Origin of the sequence: Helicobacter sp. MIT 05-5293 (assembly GCF_000765665.2) — a bacterium.
Taxonomy (GTDB): Bacteria; Campylobacterota; Campylobacteria; order Campylobacterales; family Helicobacteraceae; genus Helicobacter_C.
The window spans coordinates 252834-275051 of record NZ_JROZ02000001.1 but is presented as its reverse complement, the minus strand read 5'-3'; the positions used below and the strand labels follow the sequence as shown (position 1 = coordinate 275051).

Sequence of the window (22218 nt, the reverse complement as noted above, 5' to 3'; positions counted from 1 at the left end):
ATAAGTATTAAAAACAATACATTAAGGATTAGACACTTCTTTACATTTGGATTAACTTGTATTAAAATTTCTACCACAAACAAAATCCAGGCTCCGCAAGGTCAAAACTCATGAAACTCCTCATCTTCAGCATCGCTATAATCTGCTCTCTTATGTTCCCAAAAATAGTAAAGTCCCTACCTGATACATTTCTTTTTGCTTTGTGCGGTGTGATGTGTTTTATTTTTCTGCTGATATTCTTGTATGAAAAAGGGACAGAAATCCCATTCAATAAAAATTTCAACAAAAATCGGGGGATTCTCACAATCACTGCCTATACTATTATAGTAATAACTAGCATTGTTTTTCTTGTAGTGATAATTGGATTTGAAGTATATCGCACGATGAATGAGGGGGATTATCGAGGGCTTATCGTGCTAGGGATAGCAGGAATATTTGGCGGTATATTGTGGTATCTCTCCCGTTACCGCAGATGGTGGGTGAGATTTATCAGCATCTTTCTTCGTGAAGATGAAATCAAGATTCTCGACCTTAAGCCCGATGGGGATTATTATAAAACTTTTGATAAGGAAAATGATGGAATAGCATATTTCCTTTATCCTAAAAGTGGTATTTTTGAAGGCAGGATTGTTATCTGGCTTGATCCTAAAGATCTCGCCTTATCAGCATCAAGGCGAGTGGAAAATCTCACATCATTATTCAATAGGCATGGCATCTGTGCTAATATCGCACTGATTCACTCTCCGCAATGTATCTATGGCATAATCACTGCAGAGATTAATTATAAATCTATGAATCTTACCCATCAAATAGACTTAAGAAACACATTAGTAGAATTTAGCAAACACGACTACACCGGAGAGTATTTTGTCAAATACCAAGGTGAATTAGGCACATTTTTCTTTACTAACTCAAGCAATGGTATCTCTCGAGCAATCAGAGAAGAACCCATAAAGGAGCATTACTACACGAGCAATGGACACTCATCAACTGAAGCGTATGACTTTTTAAAATCTTACCTTTGTAATGGGACAGATTGGACAAATGAGACATTCAAGCTTATCTCAAAAGAAACATTTTTCGAGCATTGGCGCGCATTTTTCAACGACTGGTGGCAACGCACTGATGATGAAGAGCTTGAAATTGACGCGCAGTTTTTCTTGTCTGAAGCAGCTTTTGTTTATTTTGAAGCAGTGGTTGAAGATGACCAAGATGAGCAAATAAATAGCCAATGGGACATTGAAAATGCCGCGCAATACCTCATCACTCATCATAAAATCGATACAATCAAACTTCTTTTGGAGACAAATGATTCTAGAGAAACGATATATTGGGCAGCGCGTCTTTTTAAAAATATATTGCCTACAGAATCTAAAGCATCTTTAATACATTTAATAAAAACTTTAGAAAATATTTTCTCAAATGCAGATTCTGAAGATTATACAAACGAAACAGACAGAAAATTTGGTGATCGTATGGATTATGCTATTCTCTCCCACACAAAGCAACTCCTCGATGAATGGTAAGCTATTCATAAATCAATCCACAAGCTTTATCTGTGAGCCATGCACAACCCCATATATCGCATCTTTTCCATCAAGGGCATCAGGAGGGAGATAAAACACCTCAAGCCACATCGAATCTAAATCTTCTGGATTAAAATAAAAATCTCCATTTGCATACACTAAAAGCCCATTATTATTCACCATATCTTCTTTAAGAATCTTGCCGACTATTGCTCCATTAGCCCTTTCTCTAATATTGATATAATCATCTTTGGAGTGGTATGAAAGCTTTACATAAGTATTATAGTAGTCATAATCTTTGCGCGTAAAATATTTTGTCTTTATCTCACCCAAAAGCTTTAATTCCACAAGGTCTGCATAAGCCTCTCTCCCCGCATCTCCTTCTCCATAAAAACAATAATTTTTAATGCCAATCTCCGCTCTTACAGCTGCAACGCCAAAAAGCCTTGAGTCTAACATTTTGGGCAAACTCACATTTTTATCATTAAGCAAGACGCCAAAAGACAATCCCTCGAACGCTACTTTGCTTAAATCCCACGCATTATTTTTTCTCACTGCGCCTTTAGATTCTAACGAATCATCATCAGAATGACTATACAAAAAGGGTAAGCTAAGATTCTTATCGGGGTAAAATCTCAAGGCATTATAAATCATATCAGCATCAGTATTATCCGATCGCTCAAGCACACCGCTTAACATCATCTCACCCTCAAAACAAATCTTATATTCGTTTTGATTTTGATAGGAGTAAGGACGAGGCTTAAGGGTGTTTTTGATAACTTTACCATTATCAACTAAAAGATTCTGAAAATACGCCTCACTGGGAGGAAATGCAAACGCAACACTCGCACCAAGAATCATTAATAAAAATCGCTTCATTTTTATCCCCCTATTTTGATTCTATCGCATTATTGATAAATGCAATCATATCATTGAGCACTTGGGTTTTATTCGTTTCGTTAAGAATCTCATGCCTTGCGCCCTCATAAAGGACTAGCTCCACATCTAAACCACATTTTTCATATTGTCGTGCGATTTTCTCTACACCTATGCCAAAATCCCCACAACTATCACGATTCCCACTCGCGACCAACAAAGGCAGATGCTCCGCTTGCACATCATGCGTATCATTGACCCACTGCATACCTGCAAAAAGCCCGATAAAACTTGAGAGACTAAAGACAAATTGACACGCACTATCCGCCTTGTAAGCCTCTACCACAGCCTTATCGCGACACAGCCACGCAAAGCCTCCTTTGGCATTATCCTCGCCGACATTGTGCAAAAACGGGCGATTGAATCCGCCAAAAGATAACGCATTGATGATATTCTTGCCTTGAGATTCTAATGTAAGAATCTTCAGAATCTGCGCCAAAGTTTTACCCACGCCTATGAGCGGATTATACGCTGGAGAGCCTGAAAGGATTAACGCATCAAGTTCAGACACATAAAGCTTAAGATAGCCTCGCGAAAGGAGTGAACCCATAGAATGCCCAAGCAAAACAAACTTAGAATCATTATAGCGCGACTTTAGAATCTCTGTGAGCTGGTGCATATCCTTAACAGCGCGCCTAAAGCCGTCAGTAGATTCTGCGCGGGATTTATCTGTATTTGTATGGTTTTTAGAATCTTGATTGACTTGAGATTCTGTATCTCCTAAGCCTCGCATCTCACCCCAAGGGTGGGATTTATCGATACTCTTACCATGTCCGCGATGATCATTTATCGCGACAATAAAACCCTTTTGTGCGAGGTTTGACGCTGCCCATTCATAACGCGCTTTATGTTCAACCATTCCATGCGCGATTTGTATGATGATAGGGCGAGATGGGAGAGGGCTTGGCTCATAAATATCATAGTAAATCTTTAAGCCATCACAAGAAGAATTAAAAGTCAAATCCTTATGCACTGAAATTGGCGTGTCCATTTTATTCCTTTACAAAGATAATTATTAAGATTCTAAAGAAAGGCAAATCGCAAAATAATCGCAAAGAATGAAAAATAAAAAAATATTAAAGATTCTAAAAAATAAGAAAATCTCATGTATAGAATCTTAAGAGCAAAATCAATATAATATTACCTTTCATACGACAATAAAGGACAACAAATGAGTTTTAACGAGGTTTTAAAACAATTACAAAACAACAATATCACAGATACCGCTAAAGAACAAGGCACATTATTTGAAAAGCTCATTAAAAAAATCCTGCAAACTTCCCCACTTTTCACAACACGATTTAAAGAAGTCTATTTATGGAATGAATTTAGCGCAAAATATAATCTCAAATCGCAAGATATTGGCATAGACATCATGGCAATCACTTATAATAATGAGTATGTAAGCATTCAGTGTAAATGTTTTGATTCTAAGCACATTTTGCAACAAAATGATTTAAAAAACTTCTTAGGAATCGATAGATTATTCGATACTCATAATAACTTTATTTGCGATATTGCAGAAAAGCTCATTTTTCACACTTGCGAAATTGAAAGCAGTAACTATCAAAAAGCAATCACTCAAAGCACCAATGCAAAATCTTATAGCTATTATCACTTAGCTCAAGAGTTAGGCATCAATTGGAATAGCTTAAATCATAAAAATATAGAATCTAGCATCGAAAACTTGTCATTAGAGGGTAAAAAATCTCTAAGAGATTATCAAAAGCAAGCCCTTGAAGCGATAAAGCACACATTTTTAGAGCAAAACAAACCGCGGGCTAAAGTCATAATGGCTTGTGGCACAGGAAAAAGCCTACTTTCTATCCGCACTATAGATTCTATCATACAAAAGGGTGAGATTTGCGTATTTTTCGCCCCTAGCCTTGCGCTTATCAATCAAATGTTAAAAGATTTTTTTAAAGAATCTTCTGGCGATTATCGCGTCTTTGCGGTATGTTCAGATTCTAAGGTTGGCTTAAAAGTGAGCGGGGGGGGGGCAAGTGAAGATTCTAAGCAAGATGAGCTTATAATCCCACCGACAACAGACTCCTTAAAACTTGCACACTACATCAATCACTACTTAGAATCCAACAATAAAATCATCATTTTCTCTACCTACCAAAGTATAGATACCATTATCAAAGCACAAAAAATCTTTAAACGCCAAATCAAACTCATCATCAATGATGAAGCACACCGCACCGCAGGGTATCAAAAGCTAGATTCAAAAGGAGAAGCCCCTAGTGAATTAAGCGTATGGCAAAAGACGCATGATAATACCTTGCTTAATGCCAAACATCGCCTCTATATGACTGCCACACCCAGAATCTATGGCGACACATTAGAAAAACGACAAGAAGCAAAAAAGACATTGAAAGACAAATCAGGCAAAGATTTGCTCCTTTTTGATATGGGCGATGAGGAGCTTTTCGGTAGTGAGATTTTTAGCCTCAAATTTGGCGAAGCAATCAAACGCAACATTTTAAGCGATTATCGCGTGATTATTAGCTTTATGAGTGAAGAGCTGATTACTCAATACTTAGGCGCACGCACCAAAGCACAAGAGCACTCTAAACTCTCTATCCATGATGCGGGGCAAATGATAGGCTTTGCGAATGCCCTCACAAAGAAAAATATCGTCCTTATCGATACTGACGGAAGCCAACAAACCCCCGATGAAGAGCTTAAACAAGATGTGTTTGGTGATACCACTCTCCCGATGCGGCGCGCATTATGCTTTCATTCAAGTATCAAGCATTCAAAATTCGTTACAGATAATTTTAAAGTCATTTCACAAGACATTACCTTGTGTCATATCGATGGCACAGATAATGCCGCGGAAAAAGCAAAGAAGCTTTTTTGGCTAAGTGAGGAGGAGGAAGAGGGCAAATGCAGAGTCTTAAGCAACGCAAAATGCCTCACAGAAGGCATTGATGTGCCTAGCCTTGATGCCATAGCGTTTTTTGACCCGCGAGATTCTGTCGTGGATATCGTCCAAGCCGTAGGACGCGCCATCCGCAAAAGTGAGGGTAAGAAATACGGCTATATTATCCTCCCCATCGTCCTAAGCGACAAAGAAATACAAGAATATGACAAAACCCTAAAAAGCGATAAGTTTAAGGGCATTTGGAAAGTATTAAAAGCCCTAAGAAGCCACGATGAGCGGCTTGTAGATATTGGACGCATCAATGAAGTAGTCAAAATCACTGCAGATGCTAAAGAAAGCCAAAGCCTCCCAGAGGCTACACTTTTTGCACTCCAAGAGCTATTTGACAATATGAAAAATGCTATCCCTAAACATTTAGGGGATTTAGCATATTGGGAGCTTTATGGTGCAAAAGTAGGAGGCATTATGCACTCCCTAGCCTTAAGGATAAAAGATTTGATTGAAAATCATAACGACATCAAGGCGCTCTTTGAATCTTTTTGCAAAGCCCTGCAGGGCAACCTCAATGCGAGTTTTGATACAGACGAGGCGACTGCCTTAATCGCCCAGCATATCATCATAAAGCCTATTTTTGAGTGCATTTTCCCCAATCTTGACTTTAGCACATTTGATAAGGTAAGCCACGAGCTCGATAAACTCTATCAAGAGCTTTGCACACTTGGATTAGAATCTGAAGTCAAAGACTTGCAGAGATTCTATGAGAGCGTGAAGCAAAATGCACAATATGCCCAAAGCGATAGAAGCAAGCAAGATTTAATCCGCAATCTCTATGATAGGCTTTTTAAGGAGGCTTTTAAAAAGACACAAGAAAAGCTAGGCATCGTCTATACGCCTATTGAAGTCGTGGATTTTATCATTCATTCTATTGCCTATGTGTTAAAAAAGCATTTTAATAAGAATCTTAGCGATGAAAATGTCCATATCTGCGACCCATTCACAGGCACAGGGACATTTTTCACGCGTCTTATCCAAAGCGGCTATTTAGATGCTAATCTAGAATCTAAATACAAAAATGAGCTATGGGCAAATGAAATCACACTGCTAGGCTATTATATTGCGCAGATAAATATCACCACAGCCTATCACGAACACCTCTCAAAGCTTAAGGAAACTTCAGCTTTGTCTCCTCATTCGCCAGATTGCGCAGGATTTGAAGGGGATATCGCAGACCATTTGTCTAGCTCACCCCTCAAACCTACGCAAAACCAGCAAAGCAGGAGAGCAAATCTTGGAAGCTTAGAGAGTGAAGTAGATTCACAAACTCAAGACTCTTCGCTTACTTCGCACAACCCCAAAAATTCATCTACAACCTTAGAATGCGAAGATTCTAAACTCCATAATCAAACAGATTCTTACAAAGATTCCCAAGCGAAAGGGTTTAGCGATAATTTTGTGGATTCTAAAGAGAGTAAAAATCAAGGGCGAAGTATTTTAGAGGAAAAATCGGGGTTGTGCAGCCTTGAGCAAGGAGGTAGAATAGACGCATTCACCGACGAAGCGAAAGGCAAATCTCCGCGATTTTTGCCTAAAAGCCAAGCCCAGAGTGAATCCTTTACACTCTTTGATAACCTTCTCTTCACTGATACTTTTAATACCTACACGCCAGATTCTAAAGGCTTTCAAGGTAAAAAAGAAGACCCGCAACTTTTTCAAGGCGAATATCTGAAGAAAAATTATGACAAAATACAAGAGTTTAAAAACACCGATTTTAAAATATTTCTAGGTAATCCTCCTTACTCGGTCGGGCAAAAATCAGGCAATGATAATAACGCAAATATAAAATATAATTACCTAGATTCTCGCATTTCTCAAACTTATGCCAACAAATCAAGCACTACAATGAAAGGCAGCCTATATGATTCTTTCAAGAGAGCAATTAGATATTCAAGCGATAGAATTGGTGATGATGGGATTATTGGCTTTGTAACCAATGGGAGTTTTATAGAAGGCAATGCCGATAGTGGCTTAAGGGCGTGTTTAGAATCTGAATTTGATTATATGTATATTTTTAATTTGCGTGGAAACATTCGCAAAAATATACAAAATAAACAAAGTGGCGAGGGGGGCAATATTTTTGGTGATGCCTCCCAAACTTCAGTGGCAATCTCTCTTTTGATTAAAGATTCCCGCAATAAACAAGAAAAAGCGCACATCTATTATTATGATATAGGCGATAATTTAAGCACAGAAAAGAAACTTAATATCCTAGCCAATCTCAAATCCATAGAGGGCTTAGAGGGACGATTCCAAATCATCACTCCCAATAAAGACTATGATTGGATCAACCCAAGGGATTATAGTTTTATGGCATTTCTCCCAATCGGAAGTAAAGAAACAAAACTCAAAAAAACAAATCCTAAGGATTTAGATATTTTTAGAATTTATTCTCGTGGAATCTCCACTGGTTGCGATCCTTGGGTATATAATTTTTCTAAAGAGCATTTAGAATCCAATATGACTAAAATGATAGAAAACTATAATGCGGAAGTAGCAAAAAAGAACTAGATTCTCGCTATAAACCTAATTTAGACAAGACAAAAATTAGCTGGAGTAGAGTTGTTTTTAAAAATTTTGATAGATTAATAAAAGCACACGCATTCAAAAAAAGCTTATCCATTACTATTTTATACAGACCTTTTGTTAAAACAAGAATGTATTGGACTTCTCATTTTATAGAGGGATTTAATCAAATACCTAAAATGTTTCCCATCTCACAAGACTTAAAGGCTGTGATTATCAATAAGGCTACCAATAGAAAAACGCAAGTTTCTCAAACTTATGAATATTTACCTAATCTTAGCATTTGTGTTAATGATAAGGGTGGTGGGGAGTTTGGAGTGTTAATAACTGATTCGATATATGATTTGCATATTTTTACACAAACCCAAGCTTTCCCGCTTTATTATTATGAGCAAATCAGCTCAAAAGATTTTCACAATACGCAAGGCATACAAAGCACAATGGATTTGTATAATGAAGTTGAAGGCTTTAAGGACGAAGATTCTATGCCCTTAGAATCTCGCCCGCTTCGTGGTGCAGAGCATTGGGAAAAAGGAAGCAGTAGTGCTTCCGCCAATGCGAAGCTAGAAGCGGATAAGCGAGGCTCTCCCCTTGATTGCCGAAAAAGCGGCGACTTTTTCGGGGTTAAGGGGAGCGGGGAGGGGATAAACCCCTTTTTGCGAAATAGAGAAAAAGAAAATAATAAGAGCTTTGATAGAGTTTCTTCGGTTTCACCTCAGAATGACAAAATAGTCTATTATAAAAGAAAAGACGCTATCCGCAATGAAGCACTAATAAGATTCCAAGAAGTCTATAAAGATAAAACTATCACGAAAGAAGCGATTTTCTATTATCTCTATGCCCTCCTTAATCACCCCACTTACAAAGAAAAGTATAAAGATAATCTCTCTAAAATGCTCCCGAGAATCCCTTTTATGAAAGACTTTTGGGGATTTGAGAATGCAGGGAGGGCTTTAGCGCAGCTACATCTTAACTATGAAAGTTTTGCAGAGGCTTGCTTGGATTCTAGCAATGGTGCTTTTGCGTGTCTCAAGTCAAAAATGAATGATTTTAAAGGGCAAAATCTCTTTCACACCAAAGAAGAAGCGATGAGAGATATACAAGCCTTACAAGAGAAAGATTTTACAATCAATAAATTGCGTTTTGAAGCAAAAGGCAAGCTAGATACTATCATCTTTAATGATAATATCGCGATTGTGCATATCCCTTTAAAAGCGTATGAGTATAAAGTCAATGGCAAAAGCCCGATAGAGTGGATTATAGATAGGTATCAAGTAAAGATTGATAAAGATTCTCATATCCCAAATGACCCTAATCTCTATGAATGCGAGGAGGGCGCATTAAAAGGACTTAAGGGCGGGAAGTATGTATTGCATCTGCTGTTAAGCGTGATAGAAATGAGTGTGCGCACGATGAAGACTTTAGAATCTTTGCCTGCATACGAAGTGGTAGAGGGATAAAATTCCCCTATATTTTTCATTAGCGGGATTCTCTAAGCCATTGGTGCAAATCATCTAAATCACCTTGAAACACATTCAAATCAATGTATTTTTCCCCGCCTTTATAGCCTTTGAGAATCCCTTTGGGATTGTATTGCCAAAATTTCCACTGCGTAAAATACACATCAAACATTCGCGCCCAAGTAGAATCTGGAGCAAAGAAAATCGAGCGAATCCACAACGGATAGTCTTGATAATGATCCCGTAAATACGCCCTATAAAATGACGGCGTAGTATAAATGATAGGCTTTGTGCCATAGTGAGATTCTAAAGCAAGGAGCAAATCATTAAGCTTTTCATACACGCTTTGAGGCTCTGGAGGCTGCTTAGCAAAAATACCATAAAATTCCATATCAACCACAGGGGGTAAAAATTTCAAACGCTCTTGTTCGTTGGTAGGCAAAGGAACGGTGTTGATAAAATTTTGCGCTTGTGTCTTTCCACTGCTTTCAAAGCTAAAAAAATGATACCCACCCACATAGAGATTCTCTTTTTTAGCATTTTCAAAATTATAGGCAAAACGTTTATCAACCCACGAACTTCCTTCGGTTGCCTTAATAAAAGCAAAATGGATATTTTGTCTGCCTAAAATTGTCCAATCAATGCTCCCTTGATGAGCAGAGACATCAACACCTCTGATAGGATATTTCGTATGACTTGGCATATTAAACCATACGATACCACCGCTTTGTAAGATAAAAAACACGCCGCCCAAAATAGCGACAATGACTAAGCAAATACAGATTCTCACTCCCCACTTTACAAAGCTTTTCAAGCCTTGAGCCTTACATCATACTTTTCAAGCAAAAATTCGGGCTGATACGAAAGCTTTGCCTTGCGTAATCCCTCAATACCCAAATCTTCCTCACGATTTGCATAACGCAAAGAAGCAAACTCATTTTTGAGCAAAGCTTGATTGATCGCTTGATAAGCCCCCTTATAGGCGATATTTGCTTTTTCAATATGAATAAGAGCTGTCGTGCTATTTAGCACCTCTCCAAAACTAAATGCGATAATCTCACCCTCATATCGCAAAATCCCCCCTTGAATCTTTAAGGCATCAAAATTTTTAAGTGCATCATTAATGCCGAGATTCTCATATTTCAAGCCATCATCGGGATTAGGCAATGCGTCAAACCACGCATTATTAACTGCAACAACCTCATCAATAAGAGAATCTCTCAAACTTTCGTATTGTGTTTGAGGATATTCTTGCCAAAAACGATTAAGATGATTTTTCTTTTTATGATATTTGCGCCCTGAAAGCTCGATAAGCTCGGGCAAATGATAGATATATTCAAAACGATCTCGCCTCTCAATCACCTCAAATGCAGAAGGAAAATAAGCCAAAAACTCCTCAAGCTGATAAGATTCTAAAGAGTGAATCTCAAAAGGATAACCGAGCGACTGGTAATAATTCATCAAAGCATTGATTGTGGATTTTTTATCACCTTGACCGATAGGATAAAAAATAAAAGGTAATTGTTTGGGATAACGCGTTTGAATAATCAACTGATCATTGACAATGCTGTAACTAATCTCACGCGAATGCCTCCACATAAACATATTTGTAAAATTTGTATCAGAAATGCTTGTCTTATCTTGATGTAAATATCGATCAATCAAAGGCTTGTCTTCTAGCCCAAGTGCTTTAAACTCCATTTTTACTCCTCAATATTATCAGTGCGCATATAGCTTCCTAGCCATTTGATTTCATCACCTCGTTTGGCAAAAAGCTTCTGCAAACTCTCGTCTAAATAATGCCCTTCACAATCAATAAAAAATCCCATTCTAAAGTCATTATTAGCACGAATCGGACGAGAATCAATCTTGGTAAGATTGATATTTTGATCTTTAAAATCCTTTAGCAACATAAACAATCCACCGACTTGATCCATATTTTTAATATTCACAAAGAGCGAAGTTTTATCTTTTCCACTCGCAGCATTTGCGAAATCACTCACAATCACAAAACGCGTTTTATTATTTTGAGAATCTTCGATATTTTCAAACATCACAGGAATATCATAAAGTTTAGCCGCGACTTTAGAACAAATTGCCGCGCTATTTGGTGTATTTTTGGCAAGTTGTGCCGCTTTGGCAGTAGAATCTGTCGGGATTTGTTCAATATAATAAAAATTATGCGCATGAAGAAATTTTTGACATTGCCCAAAAGCAATATCTTTAGAAAAAATCGTTTTAATCTCACTCGTATGTTCGCATGTGCTTAAAAAGCTATGGTGTATAGGCAAGATAATTTCAGCAATGATTTTTTGCTCACTTGTGGCAAGTAAATCAATCGTTTCACCCACCATTCCATTGCTATTATTTTCAATCGGAATCACGCCGTATTTTGCCCTCTTGTGCTCAAGTGCTTCAAAAACTGCCGTGATTGTCTTCAGTGGGATATACTCACTCATCGCTCCAAACCGCTCTTCTGCTGCTTGATGCGTATAGCTTCCCAAAGGTCCAAGAAATGCGACTTTTTCGGGTAATTCAAGATTCCGAGAAATAGCAAAAATCTCTTGATAAATAGCTTCAATGGCTTTGCTACCAAGATAAGGACTTTTTTTGCTACTCAAACGCTCAATGATTTCTCTCTCTCGTTCAGGGCGATAGATTGCACTGCCATTTTTTGACTTATGCAAACCTACTTGCGCAACCAATTCCATACGCTTTTGTAATTTTTCAAAAATTTCATCATCAATCTTGTCAATACTTTGTCGGAGCAAAAGTAATGCTTTATCACTATCCATTATGATCCTTTATCCATTGTTGGTTTCATTTGACTTATCAGAATCTATAAATGTTTGCAACAATGTTTTTTCATCTTGCACCATATCTTCAAAAGTTTCTCGATGCTTGATAAGTCGCACTTCCCCATTGTGGATTGCTACTTCTGCGGCTCGTGGGCGTGTATTGTATTGACTAGACATACTATACCCATACGCTCCTGCATTTTCAAACACAAGCAAATCGCCAGATTCCATTGGAGGCAATGCGACTTGCTTCGCTAAAAAATCACTGCTTTCACAAATCGGACCTACAACATCACAAAGACTCGTGTTTTGCTCGCTTTTGTAATGTCTCACTTGATGTGTAGCGTGATAAAGTGTGGGGCGCATAAGATCATTCATCGCTGCATCAATAATCACAAAACGTTTTTGTCCATTATATTTTTCATATAAAACCTTTGTAAGAAGCACACCACTTTCGCCCACAAGGAATCGTCCGGGTTCGCAAATAATCGTCAAATCCAAACCGCGCAAAGATTCTAAGACTGCTTGAGCATAATCATAAGGTGTGATTGTCTGCTCATCAGTATAACGAATGCCTACTCCACCACCCACATCAAAAAACTTCAAATCAATTTTTAACGCAAGAAGACTATGGGCGAGCTGGGCGATTTTCTGTGCAGCTTGTTTAATAGGCTCTAATTCTGTAATCTGCGATCCGATATGAAAATGTATCCCTATAGGCTCAATAAATGGGGAGTTTTTTGCAAAAATATACATTGCTTTAGCTTGATCAATATCTACACCAAATTTATTTTCATGCAAACCTGTAGAAATATAAGGGTGTGTTTTAGCATCAATATTGGGATTGACGCGTATAGAAATGCGCGCAACCTTGCTCATTTCTTTGGCAATACATTCAACGCGTGAAAGCTCCGCCTCACTCTCAATATTTAAAAACAAAATATCTTCTTTTAAAGCTTCTCTGATTGCATCATCACTTTTTCCCACACCGCTAAAAATAACTTTATATTTGGGAATCCCAGCCATAAGGGCGCGTTTGACTTCACCGATAGACACACAATCTGCACCACTTCCTAGAAGAGCTAAATGATGAATCACAGAAAGATTCGAATTAGCCTTGATTGCATAGCAAATTAATGATTTACGCGCCTTAAAAGCCTCTTTAATAGATTCAAATTGAGTGCTAATTTTATCCAAATCATAGACATAAAGCGGGGTTTGATAGGTGTAAGCAAGTGTATTGTAATCCATAAATTTTCTCCAAAAACAACAAATAAAAATGAAAAATACAAAAGGAAATTTTATCTACAATAGCATAATATTATGTTAAAATATAAGATTAAAATCACATTAAACTTTTTAACTTTCGAGGTTATTTTATGATTTCTCCTGATAGTATTTTTATGCTGGTTAGTATTTTTTGTGTTGCTTTATTTGCATTGATTGTTATTCTCTATCTTTTTGGTCCTTCTCCCAAAAAAGCAGAAGATTCTGCCTCTAAGCCCAATCAAAAGATTACTATCGAAGAAATTATGAAAGTCATTGAAACGCCCAAAAGTGATTTACACAAACTCCAAAAAGCTGTGGATTTGTTTTTTGAGCATTATAATGAACTTGAACTTAGTGATTACCGCAAACGAATGTTTTTATTTGCAGTCGTTGTGCATGTCAATACCTCCACAGAACTTATCATTGAAACAGAAAAACGTCTCAAGGAGCTTAATCCCGAACTCGCCTCTGATCTTGGTAAAACGCTCAAACGCGCCTTAGATGCAAGGACAATATAAGAATTATCTTAAAAACACTATGAGGCAAATCCTGCCTTTGACTGCTTTAATTTACTCCCTAAAAATCGCGCCACTTGCCACAGCCCTCAAGGTTTTGTATGAAATAAACACCACTGCAAAAAGTGCCATTACAAGCCCCAAGATTCCCAAAAATCCATAAAAACATCTCGAAGCATAGCTCATATACAAATCAAAGCTTGCTATCCCAAAGGCACATAGCGGAAATGTGAAAGCCCACCACGATGGAGCAAAGCTTAGTTTCGTAAAAATATTGCCCAAAAATACCAGCAATAGGACAAAAAAGAGTGCGACAAAATACGCCATAACACTTAGCGCACTATGGAATCCAAAAAGGCTGTGAAAATCCACCACAAAAATACTAGGCGGAGCGATAAAGATAAAAAGCGTGGGGAGAAATTTAGATTCTAAACTTTGCTCAAAAATTAGTCGCTGCATAATAAGCGCACTTAAAATAATCCAAAAAAAGCAACCTATGGCAAAGAAAAAGAGTAGCATATCTTTTGGTGCGTGGATAATCGCACCACTAAGCGGGACGATTAAATTGCCTACAATTGGGATAAACCACGCAGGAGAAAGCAAAGAGCTTTTCATACTCTCCCTAAACCAAAAGGACATAACATACAAGCTTAAGAGCAGCTGCAAGGCACTCGCCACATAAAATAACCCCAAAATACCATACCAAAGTATATCCACACCACCACTTAAATCACTCCAAAACGCTACGATAATAAGCATACTGATAGGAATACTAGAGAGAAAATTGATTTTGACTTGATGCGTTAAATCCGCTTTAAAAGCATCAAAATGATAAATTATCTTTGCGCCATAGCACACAAGCAAAAGACTAAAAACAACAGCTGCTATAATCGCAAATCCATACGCACTCCACCATAAAAATGGAGCAATTGTCTTTGCCACACTAGAAACCGGTATAGATTCTGCCATATCTATACTTGCCACACTGCCAAAAGCGACGCTTGCTTTTTTAAATACAAGGCTTAATCCCCCAATCCCCATAACTGAAGCAAACAATGCAATAGGGAGATTTGCAAGTTTGGATTCTAGTTTTACACTCTCTTGTGCCATAGCTTACCCCTTGTGTTGCTCTTGCGCATTTTTAGTATCTTCCACCATTTGAATCCCATCTTGCCACAAACTATGTCGCCTAGCAATATAAGCAGAATCTACTCGTCCGCTAAACATCGCCCTTAAAAGCGGACGATTTGCCTTAAACACAAATGCCATTAAATGCCCTATGATTCCAAGAATGATTAAAAACATTCCAAGATTATGCAATTGCGCACTCCAAATATACAAACTATCACTTAGATTCCACCCTGCTAAGTTTTTAAGCGTCTTTATAAGCCCGGTAATAATTAAAAGCAACAACACAAGCCCGATGAAAAAATACGCTAGTCTTTGTTCGGGCAGATATTTCTCACTCGGCGGCTCTTCCCCACCAAAAAGCATAGCTTTGATGATTTTTAGACTTTTGATGCTATCGCCTTTTTTGGGGAAAATATCAAACTCCGCCCTTGCAATATGAAAATACAAGTGAAACGCTACAAAAAATATCAGTCCAAATGCTCCCACATAATGCAACATAAGGCTTATATGATAGTCCCCACTCCACGCCATTAAGGGTAGTTCATTAATCATATATCGCTTTGATACAGGCATTTGAAAAATCCCGCTTGCAATAAGAATAAAAGTGCTAAATGCCACACCCCAATGCACGACACGATTTTGCAGGCTTTGACGCAATATCGTTGGTCGCAAAGCTTTTGCATTGCGATTTAAAGCATTATTTGTATTAGGTTGCACACACGATTTTATTTCCATAACCTCTCCTTATCTATTTTGTTTTTAATTTTTTAGACTTTGCTACAGCAATCGCCCCTGCTGCCACGCCAATAAGTGGTGCGGCTAACACACCCTTAATAAAGGCTGAATCTTCGCTCACAAAGTTTTTCACCACGACATTCATATGCGGTCGCCCCATTTTTTGGCTTTTCTTATCCAGCACACCATCTTCTTTGCCATATTTTTTAGCAATGGCTTCATCAATCTTTGCAAAATCCACAGAATAGATATAAAATGTGCTTGTGCCGCCATTTTGCGTATCGCCATAGATATATTTGCCCTCTTCCCTTGCCTCTTCCACAAGGGAGAGAATCTTAGCTTTATCCGCAAAGATTAAAGCCTCTTTTGGGCATTTTGTCTCACAGGCAGGTTGTTCTCCTTGTGCGAGTAAATCCGCACACATATCACATTTAAACATTGCTCCACCACCAGCAAATTTTGGTGCTATTTTAAGATAGATTCCTACTCCAGCTTGTCTTTGCGGTATCCCCCAAGGGCAAACATCACGACATTTCGCTCCACCAAAGCAAAAATGCTCATTAATATCCACCGCATTATTGTCATCTTTACCAATAATCCCAAAAGGACAGATTTTTTGACAAGTAGGATCATCGCAGTGCATACAGCGGCGTGGGATAAAAACCTTTTTAGAATCTACTTCTACTACTTCTACAAAAGTCCAATTATACGGGCTTAAGCGTGAAATATCATCTCTGTTTTTAGAATAATCTTCATAGATTTTACGCGGGAAGTATTCAGGGATTTCTTTTATTGGTCCTGGGAATCTTTTGGTATTTTTCTCTCTACACGCACTCACGCATTGCGGCGTATCATAGCCCACACAACCATCGCATTTATCTAAATCAATGATGCTTGCCTTGCCTTTAGTTTTACTAAACTTGCTAGAATCTATAAGCGATCGCGTATCTTTTTTAGTAGAATCTGTAGATTCTGCATTTGCACTAGCTACTAGCACAGGGGTAAGTGCTAGAGATTTTAAAAAGTTGCGTCTTTGCATTATCCTGCCTTTTTTGAGATATAATTTTATGGCATTGTATGCAAGTTTGTAAGCTTTGTGTGTAACTTTATCACAAAAGGAAAATATGAAACTTCTATCTACAGACATTTTAGGACAGATCAATACCGCAATATGTGGCGATAAAAAAAGCTTTGAGATTCTCCAATCACAAGGCATTGTTAAAACTTATACAAAGGGATACAGAATCTACCCGGATAGTGATGAGCTTTTAGGCTTTTTGTATGTCATTAGCGGGAAGATTCGTTTTTTTAGTGTCTCAAGCAATGCCAAAGAGATAACCATTTTTACCATAGGCGACAAAGAAAGCTGTATCATCTCTACAAGCTGTATTTTCTCACATATTCAAGCTGATGTGGTGCTAGAGTTTATGGTAGATTCTGAAGTTTTCATCGTGCCAAATAGGGTGTTTGATATGCTCACGCACAACAATGAATCCATTATGCGTTTTAATCTCTCTTTAGTTTCCAAACGCCTTAAACAAGCCTTTGATACAATTAATGATGTAACCTTTAAAAGTCTGAAAAATCGGGTAGTGAAATTTCTGCTAAGCAATGCTAAAGATAATCGCGTAGAAGTAAGCCAAGAAAGCATAGCAAACAACATTGGCAGTGCTAGAGAGGCAGTTGCACGCGTGATAAAAGAGCTTAAATCTCAAGGGCTAATCGACACAAGCCGCAATGAGATTCTGCTTACAAAAAAACTCTATGAGTTAAGTGATGAGATAGAATCTTAACATCACAAAACACGATAGTAAGCATAAATAAGAATCCGCTAAATAAGGATTGATGCTTTACAATAACCCTACAAGCTCTTTAGTTTTATCATAAGTCGCTTTTGCGATAGGACGCACCTGTTGCGCACCATTATAAAGCACAGATTCTAAATAGCCTGTTTCTTTATGGATTCTGTGGTAATTTTCCTGAATAGGTCGCAAGGTTTCAATCACCACTTCGGCAAGGGCAGTTTTCAAATGTCCATAACCTTTACCTTCAAATTCTGATTCTATCTCTTCTCGTGTTTTGCCTGTAAGAATCTCATAGATACTAAGCAAATTATACAGCCCAGCACGCGTTTGATCAAATACAATAGAGGTTTGAGAATCTGTAACTGCTTTTTTAAACTTACGACTGATCACATCGGGGCTATCAAGCAAGAAAATCGCGTGATTCTCTCCTTGTGCGGATTTACTCATTTTAGTTTGTGGGTCATCTAAACCCATAATCCTTGCTCCGACTGCAGGAATCATCGGCTTGGGGATCTTAAAACACTCTCCATAATCACGATTAAAACGCATTGCCACATCACGCGCAAGCTCTAAATGTTGCTTCTGATCTTCCCCTACTGGCACATCATCAACCTGATAAAGCAAAATATCTGCTGCCATCAAAGCCGGATAATTAAAAAGCCCGACATTCACATTTTTAGGATTCTTCACAGATTTATCTTTAAATTGTGTCATACGACTCATATCACCCATAGGAATATGACAATCCAGAATCCATGCAAGTGCAGCATGTTCATCAATATGACTTTGGATAAAAAGGTTTGATTTTGCTATATCAATGCCACATGCAAGCAACATACTTGCTAGCTCATAAGTTTTCTTTTTTAATTCTTTGGGGTCTTGTCTGATTGTGATTGCATGTGTATTGACAACACAAAAAATATTTTCATATTCATCTTGAGAATCTACCCAATTTTTTACTGCTCCTAAATAATTGCCCAAATGAATATTTCCCGTAGGTTGAATCCCAGAAAAAACGCGTTTTTTTGTCATTGTTTTCCTTTGTTGGCTATATGATTTATTGTTATAGATTCTAATTATAACCCTGAAAATACGATATGTAATCATACTATAATTTTTATCCAAGCTTATGATTTTGATACTTTAAATTTTCAAAGACGATATATAATTTAAATAGATTGATGAATATTTTGGAATTTTATCTATCGCAATAATCATGTCATTTGCATTAGTTAAACTCGTAAATAATGTGTAATTTTTACCATTAAATCGCAGAGTTTTATTTAAAATTGTTTCAAGATTACACAATATGGTAAATATTGTGATAGAATATTGGGCAAAATCAACAAAGGGAGGAAGCAAAATGCTTGAGATACGATGGCATTCTCGTGCTGGACAAGGTGCTGTAACAGGTGCAAAGGGTTTGGCAGATGTGATTGCAGGGACAGGCAAAGAGGTGCAAGCTTTTGCATTTTATGGTTCAGCTAAACGTGGTGCATCAATGACAGCCTATAATCGGATTGATTCTGAACCAATTCTCAACCATGAGAAATTTATGAATCCAGACTATATTTTAGTGATCGACCCCGGTCTTGTATTTATTACCAATATTTGTCTTTACGACAAACCTTCGACTAAATACATTATCACAACGAGACTAAGCAAAGATGAACTTATTGAAAAAAAACCAGAACTTGCAAGCAAAGAGATATACACACTTGATTGTATCCAAATCTCTATTGACACACTTGGCAAATCTATCCCCAATGCACCTATGCTTGGGGCATTGATGAAAGTCTCTGGTATGCTTGAACTTGATTTCTTCTTAGAATCTTTCTCTAAAGTGCTTGGCAAAAAACTTCCTCCACAAGTGATTGAGGCAAATAAAGTAGCCATTACACGAGCATACGAAGAAGTAAAATAAACAAAGCCAAAGGAGAGATGATGGATAAGTTAAAAGATTGGGATCAATTTGAGATTGGCTCTGTGCTTTTTCCTTTTAAAAAAGGTGTAGATGGCGCAATGGAGCTTTATAAACAAGAAAGAACTTATAGCGGCGATAGCTCATTCAGTGATAGTGTAGCGCATTGGCGCGTGGATAAACCCGTGCATAATAGCGAAATATGTATTAATTGTTTTACTTGTTGGGTATTTTGCCCTGATGCGGCGATTCTGACAAGCAATGACAAACTCGCTGGTATAGATTATGTGCATTGTAAAGGTTGTGGTGTGTGTGTTGATGTATGCCCGACAAACCCCAAATCGCTTTTAATGTTTAACGATCACAAGCCTAATGAAGAGGCTCTTAAACAATGGCCTGCTAAAGAGCCTAAAAATAAAGCATAAGGAGGGGAAAATGGCTAAAACAATGGAATTACGAACAATTGAAGTATGGGACGGAAACACAGCGGCATCTCAAGCACTTCGTCAAGCACAAATTGATGTCGTTGCTGCATATCCTATCACACCTTCAACCCCTATTGTGCAAAATTATGGGAGTTATGTGAGCAATGGCTATATTGATGGCGAGTTTGTTATGGTAGAATCCGAACATGCTGCTATGAGTGCTTGTGTAGGAGCAGCTGCAGCAGGTGGGCGTGTAGCGACTGCGACAAGCTCCCAAGGTTTTGCGTTAATGATTGAAGTCCTTTATCAAGCTTCAGGAATGCGCTTACCTATCGTTTTGAATCTTGTCAATCGTGCTTTGGCTGCGCCTTTGAATGTCAATGGTGATCATTCCGATATGTATCTTAGCCGTGATACAGGCTGGGTCAATCTATGCACCTACAATCCTCAAGAAGCTTACGATTTCAACCTCATGGCATTTAAAATCGCTGAAGATATGCGTGTGCGTGTGCCGGTGATTGTTAATCAAGATGGCTTTATTTGCTCACATACAGCACAATCTGTGCGACCATTAAATGATGCAGAGGCGTATAAATTTATCGGAGAATATCGCCCACACAATCCAATGTTGGACTTTTCTAAACCCGTTACTTATGGTGCACAAACAGAAGAAGATTGGCATTTTGAACATAAAGCACAACTCCATAAGGCAATTATGGATTCTCAAAGTGTGATTCAAGAAGTCTTTGACAAATTTGCAAAACTAAGCGGACGTCAATATCGTCTTGTAGAATCTTATGATTTAGAAGATGCCGAAGTCGCAATTGTCGCATTAGGCACAAGTGTTGAATCTGCGCGTGTAGCTGCAAAAAAAGCACGAGAACAAGGTATTAAAGCAGGAGTTTTATCAATCCGATCTTTGCGTCCTTTCCCTTTCCAACAAGTGGGGGAATCACTCAAACATCTTAAAGCAATTGCTTGTTTGGATAGAAGTTTGCCTTCAGGCGCAATGGGTATGCTCTTTAATGAATTTTCGGCTGCAGCTCTTGCAAGTGGCGCACGTCCTATTGTTTCAAACTATATTTATGGCTTGGGTGGGCGTGATCTTACACAAGCGCATTTAGGACAAATCTATCAAGAACTTGATGCAAACGCTAAAGCCGGTAAGCTTACACACCCTGTTCAGCAAATGTTAGGGCTCCGCGGACCCAAAATGAGCTTTTATTAAAGGAGTAACCCATGGTAAAAGAAGTAAAAAATCTTAAAGAATTTCAAAAATCGTCAAAGAAATTTGAAGGAGCTCACCTACTCTGCCCGGGCTGTGCGCACGGAATGATTGTGCGAGAGGTTTTGAGTGCAGTCGATGGACCTATCATTTTAGGCAATTCTACAGGTTGTTTGGAAGTTTCAAGTGCCGTATATCCTCACACAAGTTGGGATGTGCCTTGGATTCACATTGGATTCGAGAATGGCTCTACAGCAGTAGCGGGAGCTGAAGCAATGTATAAGGCACTCGCAAAAAAAGGACGTTACAAAGGTGAAAAACCAAAATTTGTTGCATTCGGTGGTGATGGTGCAACTTACGATATTGGTTTCCAATGGATCAGCGGATGTTTTGAGCGCGGACATGATATTACCTACATTTGTCTAGACAATGAAGTCTATGCAAACACGGGTGGGCAACGTAGTGGCTCTACACCTCTAGGCTCCAGCACTTCCACTACGCCTGCAGGAAGCGCAAGTTATGGCAAGAAAGAGCGCAAAAAAAATCTTCTTTTCATTATGGCGGCACACAATGCTCCTTATGTGGCACAAGTAGCTCCTAATAAGTGGAAAGATATGAACAAAAAAATCAAACGCGCTGTAGATACAGAAGGTCCTACATTTATCAATGCAATGAGTGCATGCACCACAGAATGGCGTTTTGAATCTCATAGAACCGTTGAAATCAGCGATTTGGCTGTAGATTCTCTCGTATTCCCACTTTTTGAGATTATTGATGGTGTAGAATTACATATCACCTATCGTCCAAGAAATGTTATACCTGTGCGTGATTATCTCGGTGCTCAAGGACGTTTTAAACACCTTTTTAAACCCGAAAATGAGCATATCATCGCACAATTCCAAAAAGATGTCGATGCACGATGGGAATATCTCCAACGAAGAGAAGAAATCAATCCCAAATAACACTTATTGTAAGCAAATATTAATAGAATCTTCGGTATAA

General features: G+C 38.2%; 19 protein-coding genes. 9 read left to right on the top strand and 10 right to left on the bottom strand.

Annotated elements, in window-relative coordinates; translation table 11 throughout:
- The first annotated feature begins 110 nt into the window (after positions 1 to 110).
- Complete coding sequence (locus LS68_RS01335; RefSeq protein ID WP_034372184.1) at positions 111 to 1526, top strand: hypothetical protein; 1416 nt, start codon at positions 111 to 113, stop codon at positions 1524 to 1526.
- 12 nt (positions 1527 to 1538) lie between these two features.
- Here the strand turns inward: LS68_RS01335 and LS68_RS01330 are convergent, their stop codons facing one another.
- Together LS68_RS01330 and LS68_RS01325 are read right to left on the bottom strand one after the other, a co-directional pair.
- Complete coding sequence (locus LS68_RS01330) at positions 1539 to 2405, bottom strand: hypothetical protein (protein ID WP_034372187.1); 867 nt, start codon at positions 2403 to 2405, stop codon at positions 1539 to 1541.
- A 10-nt stretch (positions 2406 to 2415) separates the two neighbouring features.
- Positions 2416 to 3453 carry an alpha/beta hydrolase gene (locus tag LS68_RS01325; protein ID WP_034372190.1) on the bottom strand — a complete coding sequence of 346 codons (1038 nt, stop codon included), beginning with the start codon at positions 3451 to 3453 and terminating at the stop codon, positions 2416 to 2418.
- 180 nt (positions 3454 to 3633) lie between these two features.
- Between LS68_RS01325 and LS68_RS01320 the strand changes: the two genes are divergently transcribed.
- Positions 3634 to 7917: a DEAD/DEAH box helicase family protein gene (locus LS68_RS01320; protein WP_138090772.1), complete on the top strand. Its 4284-nt coding sequence runs from the start codon at positions 3634 to 3636 to the stop codon at positions 7915 to 7917.
- A gap of 194 nt (positions 7918 to 8111) precedes the next feature.
- Positions 8112 to 9392, top strand: coding sequence for a type ISP restriction/modification enzyme (locus tag LS68_RS01315; protein WP_138090769.1), 1281 nt, complete (start codon positions 8112 to 8114; stop codon positions 9390 to 9392).
- Between the two features lie 19 nt (positions 9393 to 9411).
- Here the strand turns inward: LS68_RS01315 and LS68_RS01310 are convergent, their stop codons facing one another.
- Genes LS68_RS01310 through lysA form a run of 4 tightly spaced genes read right to left on the bottom strand, consistent with a single transcriptional unit; the run spans position 9412 to position 13441 of the window.
- Entirely contained in the window at positions 9412 to 10206 is a 795-nt protein-coding gene (locus LS68_RS01310) for a GH25 family lysozyme (RefSeq protein WP_034369937.1), read from the bottom strand.
- A complete protein-coding gene (locus LS68_RS01305) occupies positions 10203 to 11093 on the bottom strand; it encodes a phosphatidylglycerol lysyltransferase domain-containing protein (protein WP_034369935.1) in 891 nt (296 codons plus the stop codon). The genes LS68_RS01310 and LS68_RS01305 overlap by 4 nt, the downstream gene beginning before the upstream one ends.
- A 2-nt stretch (positions 11094 to 11095) precedes the next feature.
- Positions 11096 to 12187, bottom strand: coding sequence for a prephenate dehydratase (gene pheA, locus LS68_RS01300; protein WP_034369933.1), 1092 nt, complete (start codon positions 12185 to 12187; stop codon positions 11096 to 11098).
- A gap of 9 nt (positions 12188 to 12196) precedes the next feature.
- Positions 12197 to 13441: a diaminopimelate decarboxylase gene (gene lysA, locus LS68_RS01295; RefSeq protein WP_034369931.1), complete on the bottom strand. Its 1245-nt coding sequence runs from the start codon at positions 13439 to 13441 to the stop codon at positions 12197 to 12199.
- 128 nt (positions 13442 to 13569) lie between these two features.
- Here lysA and LS68_RS01290 point away from each other — a divergent pair, with 128 nt between their 5' ends.
- The gene (locus LS68_RS01290; RefSeq protein ID WP_034369929.1) at positions 13570 to 13977 is read left to right on the top strand and encodes a hypothetical protein; all 408 of its coding nucleotides are present in this window, start codon (positions 13570 to 13572) and stop codon (positions 13975 to 13977) included.
- 51 nt (positions 13978 to 14028) lie between these two features.
- Here the strand turns inward: LS68_RS01290 and LS68_RS01285 are convergent, their stop codons facing one another.
- From LS68_RS01285 to LS68_RS01275, 3 genes are read right to left on the bottom strand one after another with little or no spacing between them, the layout of a single operon-like run.
- Positions 14029 to 15084 (bottom strand): C4-dicarboxylate ABC transporter, encoded by a 1056-nt coding sequence (locus LS68_RS01285; protein ID WP_081950885.1) that lies wholly within the window; start codon positions 15082 to 15084, stop codon positions 14029 to 14031.
- Positions 15085 to 15087: 3 nt separating this feature from the next.
- On the bottom strand, positions 15088 to 15840 hold the full coding sequence (locus LS68_RS01280) for a cytochrome b/b6 domain-containing protein (protein ID WP_052100182.1): 753 nt from the start codon (positions 15838 to 15840) through the stop codon (positions 15088 to 15090).
- Positions 15841 to 15853: 13 nt separating this feature from the next.
- The gene (locus LS68_RS01275; protein ID WP_034369927.1) at positions 15854 to 16879 is read right to left on the bottom strand and encodes a 4Fe-4S dicluster domain-containing protein; all 1026 of its coding nucleotides are present in this window, start codon (positions 16877 to 16879) and stop codon (positions 15854 to 15856) included.
- An 85-nt stretch (positions 16880 to 16964) separates the two neighbouring features.
- On the opposite strand from LS68_RS01275, the gene LS68_RS01270 reads away from it, so the two are divergent.
- Entirely contained in the window at positions 16965 to 17633 is a 669-nt protein-coding gene (locus LS68_RS01270; protein WP_081950884.1) for a Crp/Fnr family transcriptional regulator, read from the top strand.
- A gap of 57 nt (positions 17634 to 17690) precedes the next feature.
- On the opposite strand, the gene trpS is transcribed toward LS68_RS01270, so the two are convergent.
- Complete coding sequence (gene trpS / locus LS68_RS01265) at positions 17691 to 18677, bottom strand: tryptophan--tRNA ligase (protein ID WP_034369925.1); 987 nt, start codon at positions 18675 to 18677, stop codon at positions 17691 to 17693.
- A 331-nt stretch (positions 18678 to 19008) separates the two neighbouring features.
- Here trpS and LS68_RS01260 point away from each other — a divergent pair, with 331 nt between their 5' ends.
- The 4 genes from LS68_RS01260 to LS68_RS01245 are packed head-to-tail and all read left to right on the top strand — an operon-like array spanning position 19009 to position 22178.
- Entirely contained in the window at positions 19009 to 19569 is a 561-nt protein-coding gene (locus LS68_RS01260) for a pyruvate flavodoxin oxidoreductase subunit gamma (protein WP_034371028.1), read from the top strand.
- 20 nt (positions 19570 to 19589) lie between these two features.
- Positions 19590 to 19991 (top strand): 4Fe-4S dicluster-binding protein, encoded by a 402-nt coding sequence (locus LS68_RS01255; RefSeq protein WP_138090765.1) that lies wholly within the window; start codon positions 19590 to 19592, stop codon positions 19989 to 19991.
- A 10-nt stretch (positions 19992 to 20001) separates the two neighbouring features.
- Positions 20002 to 21219, top strand: coding sequence for a 2-oxoacid:ferredoxin oxidoreductase subunit alpha (locus LS68_RS01250; RefSeq protein WP_138090762.1), 1218 nt, complete (start codon positions 20002 to 20004; stop codon positions 21217 to 21219).
- Positions 21220 to 21230: 11 nt separating this feature from the next.
- Positions 21231 to 22178, top strand: a complete 948-nt coding sequence (locus LS68_RS01245; protein WP_034369188.1) for a thiamine pyrophosphate-dependent enzyme — start codon at positions 21231 to 21233, stop codon at positions 22176 to 22178.
- The last annotated feature ends 40 nt before the right edge of the window (positions 22179 to 22218 follow it).